The organism is Legionella santicrucis (assembly GCF_001468135.1).
In the GTDB taxonomy this organism is placed as follows: Bacteria; Pseudomonadota; Gammaproteobacteria; order Legionellales; family Legionellaceae; genus Legionella; species Legionella santicrucis.
The window spans coordinates 187,771-198,371 of sequence record NZ_LNYU01000085.1 but is presented as its reverse complement, the minus strand read 5'-3'; the positions used below and the strand labels follow the sequence as shown (position 1 = coordinate 198,371).

Sequence of the window (10,601 nt, the reverse complement as noted above, 5' to 3'; positions counted from 1 at the left end):
ATATGAAATACATTTAAAATCAGCGAGTTATTTCTTATCCTTTCTTCCTTTATTTATTTTTTCAAAGTTTTTTGTCCCGTACAAAGGTCCAGGAATAAAGAAAAGTTATGGCAATTAGCACCAGGTTTTGATCACATGCTTCACCCAGGACTCATAGAAGGAATCAAGCGATTTAGAAGATCAACAAAAAAGAAGTGGGATTAAGGTTTATTGCTAATAAAGTACCATGATTGTATTATTTACTTTACTATTATGCTAATTTCTCAGCATTAATTGACTCTTATGTTAAAAAAAACCATTCAAGATCAACAACTCATTGCGCTTTTGAACAATCATTATGGATTTGATATTCATCGAATACAACTTATCCTGGGTGGTGCTGATATGAATGCATTTGGATATAAAGCGGATTCAGAATCCAGTTCTTATTTCGTAAAATTAAAATATGGGCATCATGATGAAATTAATTTATCAATCATTCGTCTCTTGCATGATGCAGGAATAAAAGAAATTATTTTTCCTATCCACACTCTCGAAACGCAATTATTTCAACAATTGGATTATTTTAAAATAATAGTGTATCCATTTATTCATGCACCAAATGGATTCACTCAAAATTTAACAGAAAAACAATGGAAACAGCTTGGAAAAGTATTAAGACAAATTCATGAAACATCTGTACCCACCCCAATTCAACAACAATTAAGAAAAGAAATGTATTCCACTAAATGGCGTGAAATGGTCAGGTCCTTTTATAGTAAAACTGAATTTGATAATTCAGATGATAAAATTACTGCGGACTTCAAATCTTTTTTTAACCAAAATATAGACTCAATCCAGCAATTAGTTAATGCTTCTGAAAAGTTATCTAAAAAAATTAAACCTGGTTTAGATAACTATGTACTGTGTCATTCTGATATACATGCAGGCAATATATTAGTCGTAAATGAGGAATTTATTTATATTATTGATTGGGATGAGCCCATATTAGCGCCCAAAGAACGTGATTTGATGTTCATTGGTGCCGGCGTTGGCAATGTATGGAATAAACCCAGTGAAATCCACTATTTTTATGAGGGTTATGGTGAAACAAAGGTCGATAAAACAATTTTGTCTTATTACAGATATGAACGAATTGTCGAAGATATGGCAGTGTATGGACAAGACCTACTTTCACGTGAGCAAAACGATCAGTCACGACTTGAAAGCTTTAAACATTTTAAAGAGATGTTTGATCCAAGCAATGTGGTTGAAATAGCTTTCGCTACAGGCTAATGAATCCTTTTTTTCCGAGACTTCCCTGCGCCACACTTTAGTTTAATCTTATATTTTATGAAACCATTCATCACAACTACCCCATTTATTGTCACAACTTTAATAAATACGTGGCAGTCCCAGGAGTCTTCATAAATAGCATATTTTACATTAATTTCTCTTAATGATTACAAAATGAACATAATGATGGTATACTGCGCTAAAATCACATTATGAAGATTGATTAAAGAGAATAATTATGGCACCTAAACCTATCAGTCAAGATCAGTTAAATAAATTAATTGCAAAAGTGCTTCATGATGAAGAGCAAAAAGAAGAATTACAGCTCCAAGTTGAAAAATACAATCAAGCATTCTTCCAATTAGTCGAGTTAAAAAGAAATTTCGAATGGAAACTCATACTAGAACCATCCCTTTTTAAAAAGGCAGAACAAAAACTTACATCAGCGTGTAAAGATTTAAAATCAGGTCATGTATTAGATACCCGCTCGTCTGATTGGACGAGACATATGGAGCAATATAAAAACGCTGTAGATACACTTAAAGAACAACGAATAGATAAGAAAATAAAAAATAAGTTCAAATCGTATTTTGAAGGACGTGATCAAAAAGCAAAAGCAGATGAGTTCGTCGAAGCATATAACAATAAAATGGCTGCTTTAGAGCTAGAAAGAGAAGAGTGGCGAAACAAATACGATCAAAATGGTGATCCTCTGTACGATCCGATCATGGAAATCGAAGTAGAAAAGCAACTAAAAATCGTACAAGCGCATATGATTCAGGCAATGCAAGCCGTCACAGCAGCGGAAAAGGCAAAAAGACTTAGTCTCGCAAAGGAAGCACTTGCTGGAGTAGGAATAGCTGTGGCGGGAGCAGGTTTAGGCATGACCGCCGCGGCAGCGGCAGGCAGTCTTTTACCTGTGTGGGGAACAGTTATCGCAGGAGTAATAGGAGGTGCTGCAGGGGGGATTTTTGGGGGCATAAGAGCATTTAGAAATTATGAAATCGCTAAAGCAGCGCTTCAGGCTAGAGTGGATAAGGTTCTGGGAGTCATTGCTGAATATCCCAAAATAGATAACGCTACACTCATGAATCCAGGTATAGCACAGCTTAAATCACTAGACACTTTTGATTGGTTGGTGGGGGGGCCCAGGAAAGCTGATTTTCAAAGAATGTATGAAAAATACGCTTCATCTGGTAAGGAACTTGAAGAAAGTGATAAAAACAAACTCGATGTAATGTTACAGAGTAAATTTGCTGAAGATAGAGGCGCTTACTTTCTGATGCTGCAAGATATGATCCGCGAGGGTGCAGCTGATACAGCGTTACAAGTAGCTGCAGGCCTGACTCCCATAGCACCATTTGATCCCTATGCAGCACTCCTCATATCATCACAATTTACTATAATGTGCACTGCTCAAATAGGAACAGCTCGCGCTATGGCAAATCTAGACCCGATTGACGGCATGCCTATGGGACATGTCCCCGTGGGTAACAATAAAGAGTTACTGCATGAAGCTGCTGCAGGATTAGCCTCTAATGCCGAATGTTTAATATCGCTTGCGCATCAAATCAACATCAGCACCACTATAGAGCAAAAGATACGGGCAGAAATGTTAGCTGATGTTCATGCTGCATTAGCTAGTACAATAGAGGCATATAATGATGTCGTAACCAAGCATCACTTACCCTTACAAAAGGATCTTGTAGAGGCTTTAAAAAATGGTATATCTGCGGATATAAAAAATAAAGGATTAAAAATAACAGTGGGTAATGAAAAACATACATCATCTACTAAACATCTAACGAAACAAGAAAAAAAGGCATATGCTGCGGGGGCTTCAACACTTAAATATTTAAAAAGTGAAGCCATGCAAGATCCTTCAGCTGCATTCCACCATCTCAAACCATCAAAACTCACGAATAGGCCGCACTTAGAGAAAGCTCTAACTGGCGCAGATTATTTCATGAATGCAGTTATTGGACCTGCATTAGGAATCTATGGAATTTGCATCGCTGTATACAACCCATTAGTTATGAATCCTGAAGCACCCGAAACAGTTGAGTTAGGACATACCGGCACAACAGTAGAAGGATTTACCGCAGGTATAACTTTGGGAGTTTTGGCACTGGCTTGTGGTGTCGGTTCTGCAATATGTGGGATTAAAGCAGAGCAAGAAAGTGCAAAAGTATTCATATTAGGTGACGTGGCTGAACGACGTCGTATTATTCATAGTAAGCTTCATCATTCTGAACGAGGTAGTGCTGGATTAGCGCAGCGTGCAGATGATGAATTACGCACCCTACTGGACAATCCTGAGTACCAACTTAGATTATATAAAACTCAACCTGTGGGTTTAGCGGTACAAGGAGAAGCGGCAGATAGAGCGCGAGAATTATTTAAAATGAAAAGGACATCGCATTTACGAACTGTAGGGATGTGGCGAGGTAAGGAAGTAGAATCACATAGACCAATACCACCTGGACGTAAGGAACAAATTCTTGAGGTGGTAAATGGTGGATTACAATTTTTATCAAACCTACCGCAAGAACTGGAACAGGAAATTAATGTCTTTGATGAAAAAGATCCAAATACCGACTCACCAGAAAAAGGCTTAGAAAAAATAAAAAATTTTTATAAAGAAGCAGCTTTACATATTGACCGTATGAAACAGATAATAAATGCACTTCATGGTCTGCCTGATGGCACAGATCAAATGTTGGTAGACAATCTTGATAATGTTCTTTCTGAATTGAAAACATTAGAAGAAATGACAGCAAGAAAATATGCTCCAACGGAGGATTGGGAAGAGGAAGAGCCTTATTCTTCTATGAATAGACCCAATTTAGAAGATTTTAAAATTAAAGAACTATATGATCAGATAGACACATTCAAATCAAGTATACCTGAAGGACCAAAAGATTTACGAGGAGAGGCTATGGATAAGTTAAGACTCTAATAGACCTAATTATTTTATAAGTGAAGTTAATTTTAAAAAAACAACAAAATAAACTATTTCCACTGTATAATTTATAAAAGATCCATCTATAAATTAACCTTAGGAGGCATTAATGAAAGCTACAGATGACAAGCATACCCAAAGGAAAGAAAATCAAAAAGATAGTTTGCAGACTCCTGAAGATACTACTCAGCAAATGGTATCAGAAATAGTGGAATATTGCAGAAAAGGGAACAAGTGGGGTGTAAGCACGATTCTCGATACAGTTAAAGAGCAACAACGCGGCCCTCTATTAAACCAACACGATAGTTTTGGCGATACAGCACTAACAGCTGCGGCATCCGGGGGACATGAGAGTTTGCTGAAATACTTACTCAAAATCCCTGGCGTTGATCCCAACATAACCACTGAAGGAACAGGATTTACACCGTTAATACTTGCTGCAGCCAAAGGAAATTCTCAAATAGTTGACAGTTTGATTAAATTATCAGTGGTCAATCCAGAAATAAAAGATATTAATCAAATGACTGCTGCTGAAGAAGCAACCTATTCTGGTCATTTAGGAATATCAACCATGATCACAAATAGAAGAACATAACCGCTACTATAAGTTCACACAATGACATCCACTTAACGAATTAGGTTTGCATGTATCTCGTCATCCCGCGCCAAAAGCATAAAGTCTTAGAGCAATTGACTCTGGTAACCTACTCTATTCATTAAGTGGAGGTATTCATAGCCACGAAACCCTATTGCTTCTCTTGTTAACAAAGAATAACCCATTCCTTTATTTTGTGCTTTGTTAATATAGCTTTAATTTAATGCAGATAAAATAAGCAACAGTAATCACTTCGAAGAACATTATCGTAGATGATTATTGAATGAACAAAAGATCATGCGAAATATTTGCTAACTACGTATGACCTTAAACGCTTTTTTATGACAGTGAGCTTAGTAAGTTACAAGTCTATAAAAATATATTGTTATTTAAGATTAACAGAGAATTCATTATGCCTATTACTAATAATGATATCAAACCTTACATTGATGAGATAAATAGCGCGATTCAACAAAACTCCATTAATAAAGCTGTTTCAGCATTTTACAAGCTTGGTAAATATCTACATAACGAATATCCAGAAGAAACAAAAAGTGTTGAAGATACTCAAAAAGTACTAAAAAAAGCCGCAATAAACTTCTCTAATATGGAGTTACCTAATCTCGAAATTCTCAGTTTTTTGATTGCTACTCGAGAGGAGTTAGCGACCAATAATCACTTGGAATCAAGTGATCTATTAGGTGCGCAATTAATTGGAATCAGCAGTTATTTAGCAATCATGGATGAACCCAATCTCGCTTTGGGTGAGGAAAGTAGAACAACTAAGGCGTTTAATCGCCTCGGCGAGATCATAAGGATTTATCCGAAAGAGTTTGAAAACAATATTAATAAAATAAAGTGCGTTTTTGAGGAATTTGATAAGATAAAAGATAAGCCCGAAGAATTTGAACAAAAGAGAACTGAATTTACTTCTATTATAAATCTTGATTTTCCAAAGGAGATTGGCGGAGTATCACCTGAGGTGCTAAAAAAGGTAGGACAAGGAAAAATAGACTCTCGTTTATTAGGTCAGCCTGCAGAAACTATCGATAGAATGTGTACGATTATGTCTCTGTTGTCAACGTTAGAAGAAAAAATTATCGAGAGGCTTAGAGCGAGAGAGCAAGAAAAAAGGAATGTTGAGGAACAATGGCAACAGGTAAAAATCCTTCAAACAAATCTTATGGACGCCAATAATAAAGAAACACAAGCACGCGGTAGACTACACCAGTCACCTGCAGACGAAAAGTTACAAGCTTTAAATGAATTTAATGAAGCAGCAGAACATGCAAGAAATGCAAAGAAAAAAGTAGAGGAAGAGCGACAAAAACTAAAAGATGAACCTGAGGTCAAACAAGCACAAGTGGCTATAGATCAGGCTAAAAATGATAAATTGAGCATCTCAACTTTTTCTAGAAATATAAAAGCGTTTCTAATTCAATATTATTCAGGTGATCTTGAAGCAAAAGCACTTCTTAGTGAAAATATTAACCATGAGCTTCAAGAGCATCAGCAATTGATTAATCAAATTGACAGTAAGCTTCTCAAGCAATTAGGAAAAATTAGTATTCCTGCTAATGAGTTAACAAAAATAAACAATTTAATTAATTCTTTTAAAGCATTAGAAAAAGAAGTAGAAGAAATTACTGATAATAATTTTGATAAAAAAGAAATTTTAGATTTTATTAAAAATACCAAAGAGCAATTTAATGCTTATTATGAAGGAAATAGAACGTCACAAAGCCGGGATATGCTGGAGCTAAAGGTTAATAGTCTGATTAGTCAGGTTGAACAAACAGCCAACTGTCCTCATTCAGTTAAAGAAAAATTTGACAATGTACTCTCCGTATTAAGAGATATTTTTAGTTTAGGATTTTATTCTCTGGCAAAAACTGGTCGTTGGGGCTTTTATCACCGTGAAACAGGCACTCAACAGGAAGCTAGCAAGATTAGTAATTCGTTTGTTTCATTAAAACAAGGATGGCTCGCTGAGGAAACCGAAAAAAACATTGAAAAGGAGCTTGAGGAATCGTCGTCCTTTTCTTTCAATCGTTAATAAAAGATTAAATTTGTAACAGATAAAAGAAGAAACTCGACAAAGATAAAAATACAAATCTAAAATATAGTTCAACTTGATCTGACAGTCACGATAAGATGTACCTGTTAGATCAGGTGTCGTTTTATCTTGTAATCAAGTTTAGTAAGTTTTCCAATGAATCATTACTTATGCGCCATGCTCTCCAATCTATTTCGTATACATTCCACCTCTATTTCTGTTTTATCTTTACAGTTCGTTTTTAGTAAATTTTGACCAGTTAGAAAAAAACTATTTCCTAAAAATAATGATTCTTCTAAAAATCTATGGTATTCACCCATTTGACACTGAATAGGATCTTTGATTTTCTTCTCAGATTTTATTTTCATAACAAGAGCCCTTATAGTTTGACTTTATATGGAACAAAAAAGTCTCGTAAAAACAAATACGTAATCATTAAGCGAATTAATATTTACTTAAGGTTAATTGTTTATTATTACGAGTAACTCTTATTTACAAAATTTATATTAAGCGATGCATGAAAAAAAAGACAACTCTACTTTTTCTAATTCAAAGCCATTTAATCAAGAAGAATTCAAAGAAAATGTGCTAAAAGGTGCTGTAATAGGCGCTACCAGCACAACAACAACTTTTGGTCTAATAGATAAACCATTAGCTCAGGCAACAAAATCAGTCGCCGAAAATTCTAAGTTCCATTCTCAGAGTTTTAAATGGTTCACTCAACAAGCAATACAAGCAAATTATACACAAATCTGGAATAATAGTGTGTATGCTCGTGCTTATCGTGCTGCGTGGATATATCCCTTCAAAGGATATCCAATTGCTCTCCTTAATTCTTGCATGAAAAATACTGTACTTTTTCCTGCGATATATCTCTCTGAAAAGGCATTAAATACGCAATTAACAGATATGGAAAATGCCAAAAAGTACTCCGGATTTCTGGGCGGACTTGCAACTGTTTATATAACGACCCCTATCTCCGTAATAAAAGCCAGGATGATGACTAATGTACCTCTTAATACCCTCAGCGCAAGCCGTTTCATGTCTGGAGTAAATGCTATCGCTATGAGGGATGCCATTCAATATGGTGTCTATTTTAATACACTGGATTACCTTAAAGGAAAATATAGCGATAACTCTTTAATAGCAGGTGTAGCAGGAATTGTGGGATATACGTTCAGCAATCCTTTAAGTGTCATTGGACTTAATCAAAAAATTACTGCAAAACCAGTTAATATGGCTGCCATGGCTAGCCAAATTTATAAAACAAGTGGTGTAAAGGGATTTTATCCTTTAATTGGTTTATCTGCTTTTGGAATGTTTGCACGTGGTATTGCAATTAACCATGGCAAAAAAATATATGACCCGTTGATAAACAATGATCCATGTGCAATAAGCAATAAGTTGTAGCTTTCAAAATATATCAGAGAATAATTTAAAATGTACTATTTTTTTGGGGCAAAAAATAACACAGAAATAGTATATTTTATACTATAATCAAGCGTAAATGGACACAAATAGGATTTTCCCATGTATGAAGAATTTCCATTTGAAAACTACTATGCTTTTGTATGTAGTGATAATGACGACTCTATCACCAAAAGAAAAATAGCTCGGGAGGCGCATGTTGCTCGACTGAATCACTTAAGAAAAGAAGAAAGACTTTTATTAGCTGGCCCCCTTCTTAAGCCAGAACACTTAGACATCCCCGCAGGCGGTTTAATCATTGCACAATTTAATACTTTGGAGGAAGCAAAAAAATGGTTAAATGAGGAACCCTATTTAAAAACAAACGCCTATAAAAAAGTGAATATCCATGCGTTTAAAAATGTTTTTCTTAACTCCTCTATGTGAGCAATCAATGAATAAAAATAATAAATCAATCATTTTTATTAGCTTAAATGTCTCCGCAGAAAAGGAAACTGAATTTAATGATTTTTATCATCATTCTTATATCCCCAATTTATTAAAAATTATTCCTGAAATAAAATTCGCAAGGCGTTATGAAGAGCATAATGTTGATGGGACACTGCGGTATTACAGTAAACAATTCCTTACTATTTATGAGTGTGATACAGAAACGGACACACAACTTGCTTTAAAAGCGATTAAAGAGCGACCAGGCCGAGAAAAGGAAAAAATGAAGTGGCAGCAATTTCAAACCAATGATTTACACCATCTCAAAAGTGCGTGTATTTATAAGCTTCGCTATCAACACCTCCGTGGCATAAAAAATAAACATCACTTTGGCAGCAGTCCTTTTTTTATGGTAAGCGTCGAAGTAGTTGCCGAAGAAGCGGAGCCTTTTAATAAATGGTATGAATCTATTTATTTACCTAAAAATGTCGCTGATGTGCCGACTTGGACATCTTGTCTTCGTTACAGCAGTCACGAAAGGAATCCTTCACGATATTTCACTATTTATGAAGCACAAGATTTATGTACCTTAAAACAAAGCTTGGAATTAATGCGCGCACCTCATCGTTTAAAGGAAAATGCCTCTTGGAAGCAATGGGATACTGGTAATAATGCTGCCATTACATGGGAAGATGCGAGCAGTTTTAAACCCATTTTTCGCTATCCCGATTAAAGTAAGCTCGCTCCTAATAAGCTATAACATATATTTTCCGAATTATGTTAGGAAATAAGCACAAAAGATTCATTTTAATGATTTCTTATTCTTTAATGACTTTAGTGTGGCTACTTAGTGCTTTTTTTCGAAGAAGCAGCTTTTTTGGCGATATTTGATATTTCGTCTCGAGATTCTTGCGCAGGGAGAAGAAATTTCATAAAAAATAATGGCATGTAATATAAATTAAGCGTATTTGCTATAAAAATCTCCATTTGGTTTTCTATAAGGTGTATAGGGGAAAAAGTCTCGCTCCAATCTTGAAAAGGAGGATAAGCTAAATTTAAAAAGAAACTTTCAGGCGCCATAATGGTAGACAACCAATAAGCGTTCGGATCTTCCATTTCTATCTCCTTATTAATTCTTAATATCCTATGCTAAATTACAGAAATGTTCATTTGTTTAGCATGATCGAATAAAATATCGTATCCGCTATAAGATACTATAAAGGCTCAAAATAATAACTTCTTATTGCTTGTGTAAAAGAATCAGCATTCATATCAGGCCAATTCTCCTTGTCAAATCCAGGTGAATTTTTAAGTTTTTCTTTATCTACATTTAAAATAAATTTTTCAAGTACAGGATCATAAGAAAAAACGTTCCAAGGCAGAGCAAATAATTTGTCACCCAACCCTAAAAATCCACCAAAAGAAAGAACAACATAAGCCACTTGACCACTGATTTTATCGATCATGAGTGCTTCAATTTGTCCCAAGTCTTCTCCTGCAGAATTCTCTACACCAATACCTACTACATTATTTGAGTTTACAAGATTCACCATATTCTCCCTAAATGTATGCATGATATTTCAGGATGAGATTTTTGACTTTATTTTTATTCTTATTACTTTTTTTGCTAACTTTGCTGCATCATGAAATTGGGATATTGAAGTTAGAATATGACGCCTCCTGTCTTTCATGTTTATCTCCCTATAAAGCAAAGTTCCATCCAATGTGTATTGTTTATTATAGAGGAAGTTTGAAATATTTTTATTATTTCACTTAGTAAAGCCACAATAATATGCATTCATTGGAATAAATTGATTAAAAATTATGCATTGAGTTTTTGTCAACAAACTTAAATT

The 10,601-nt window shown here is 34.9% G+C and carries 10 protein-coding genes; 7 read left to right on the top strand and 3 right to left on the bottom strand.

Translation table 11 applies throughout. The features are described 5' to 3' along the window. The first annotated feature begins 282 nt into the window (after positions 1-282). The 4 genes from aph(9)-Ia (at position 283) to Lsan_RS16265 (ending at position 6,888) form a co-directional block, all read left to right on the top strand. Complete coding sequence (gene aph(9)-Ia / locus Lsan_RS16280) at positions 283-1,275, top strand: aminoglycoside O-phosphotransferase APH(9)-Ia (RefSeq protein WP_058515178.1); 993 nt, start codon at positions 283-285, stop codon at positions 1,273-1,275. A 238-nt stretch (positions 1,276-1,513) separates the two neighbouring features. After that, positions 1,514-4,234 carry a hypothetical protein gene (locus tag Lsan_RS16275; RefSeq protein ID WP_058515177.1) on the top strand — a complete coding sequence of 907 codons (2,721 nt, stop codon included), beginning with the start codon at positions 1,514-1,516 and terminating at the stop codon, positions 4,232-4,234. 112 nt (positions 4,235-4,346) lie between these two features. Next, positions 4,347-4,832 carry an ankyrin repeat domain-containing protein gene (locus tag Lsan_RS16270; RefSeq protein WP_058515176.1) on the top strand — a complete coding sequence of 162 codons (486 nt, stop codon included), beginning with the start codon at positions 4,347-4,349 and terminating at the stop codon, positions 4,830-4,832. A 739-nt stretch (positions 4,833-5,571) separates the two neighbouring features. Further along, on the top strand, positions 5,572-6,888 hold the full coding sequence (locus Lsan_RS16265) for a coiled-coil domain-containing protein (protein ID WP_237762173.1): 1,317 nt from the start codon (positions 5,572-5,574) through the stop codon (positions 6,886-6,888). Positions 6,889-7,052: 164 nt separating this feature from the next. On the opposite strand, the gene Lsan_RS16260 is transcribed toward Lsan_RS16265, so the two are convergent. Next, positions 7,053-7,256, bottom strand: a complete 204-nt coding sequence (locus Lsan_RS16260; RefSeq protein ID WP_058515174.1) for a hypothetical protein — start codon at positions 7,254-7,256, stop codon at positions 7,053-7,055. A gap of 145 nt (positions 7,257-7,401) precedes the next feature. On the opposite strand from Lsan_RS16260, the gene Lsan_RS16255 reads away from it, so the two are divergent. From Lsan_RS16255 to Lsan_RS16245, 3 genes are all read left to right on the top strand, one after another. Beyond that, on the top strand, positions 7,402-8,298 hold the full coding sequence (locus Lsan_RS16255) for a hypothetical protein (RefSeq protein ID WP_058515173.1): 897 nt from the start codon (positions 7,402-7,404) through the stop codon (positions 8,296-8,298). A gap of 120 nt (positions 8,299-8,418) precedes the next feature. Beyond that, a complete protein-coding gene (locus Lsan_RS16250; protein ID WP_058515172.1) occupies positions 8,419-8,742 on the top strand; it encodes a YciI family protein in 324 nt (107 codons plus the stop codon). 7 nt (positions 8,743-8,749) lie between these two features. Further along, positions 8,750-9,478 carry a DUF4286 family protein gene (locus Lsan_RS16245; RefSeq protein ID WP_065236323.1) on the top strand — a complete coding sequence of 243 codons (729 nt, stop codon included), beginning with the start codon at positions 8,750-8,752 and terminating at the stop codon, positions 9,476-9,478. A gap of 110 nt (positions 9,479-9,588) precedes the next feature. On the opposite strand, the gene Lsan_RS16240 is transcribed toward Lsan_RS16245, so the two are convergent. Both Lsan_RS16240 and Lsan_RS16235 read right to left on the bottom strand, forming a co-directional pair. Beyond that, entirely contained in the window at positions 9,589-9,861 is a 273-nt protein-coding gene (locus Lsan_RS16240) for a hypothetical protein (protein ID WP_058515171.1), read from the bottom strand. A 98-nt stretch (positions 9,862-9,959) separates the two neighbouring features. Further along, positions 9,960-10,298, bottom strand: a complete 339-nt coding sequence (locus Lsan_RS16235; RefSeq protein WP_133134393.1) for a PRC-barrel domain-containing protein — start codon at positions 10,296-10,298, stop codon at positions 9,960-9,962. Positions 10,299-10,601: the final 303 nt, after the last annotated feature.

What these genes read in the sequence shown, in the direction of transcription:
- Lsan_RS16265 (WP_237762173.1), top strand. Translation starts at nt 5,572, where the DNA reads ATGGATGAACCCAATCTCGCTTTGGGTGAGGAAAGTAGAACAACTAAG.
- Lsan_RS16250 (WP_058515172.1), top strand. Translation starts at nt 8,419, where the DNA reads ATGTATGAAGAATTTCCATTTGAAAACTACTATGCTTTTGTATGTAGT.
- Lsan_RS16255 (WP_058515173.1), top strand. Translation starts at nt 7,402, where the DNA reads ATGCATGAAAAAAAAGACAACTCTACTTTTTCTAATTCAAAGCCATTT.
- Lsan_RS16260 (WP_058515174.1), bottom strand. Translation starts at nt 7,256, where the DNA reads ATGAAAATAAAATCTGAGAAGAAAATCAAAGATCCTATTCAGTGTCAA.
- Lsan_RS16245 (WP_065236323.1), top strand. Translation starts at nt 8,750, where the DNA reads ATGAATAAAAATAATAAATCAATCATTTTTATTAGCTTAAATGTCTCC.
- Lsan_RS16275 (WP_058515177.1), top strand. Translation starts at nt 1,514, where the DNA reads ATGGCACCTAAACCTATCAGTCAAGATCAGTTAAATAAATTAATTGCA.
- Lsan_RS16270 (WP_058515176.1), top strand. Translation starts at nt 4,347, where the DNA reads ATGAAAGCTACAGATGACAAGCATACCCAAAGGAAAGAAAATCAAAAA.
- Lsan_RS16240 (WP_058515171.1), bottom strand. Translation starts at nt 9,861, where the DNA reads ATGGAAGATCCGAACGCTTATTGGTTGTCTACCATTATGGCGCCTGAA.
- Lsan_RS16235 (WP_133134393.1), bottom strand. Translation starts at nt 10,298, where the DNA reads ATGGTGAATCTTGTAAACTCAAATAATGTAGTAGGTATTGGTGTAGAG.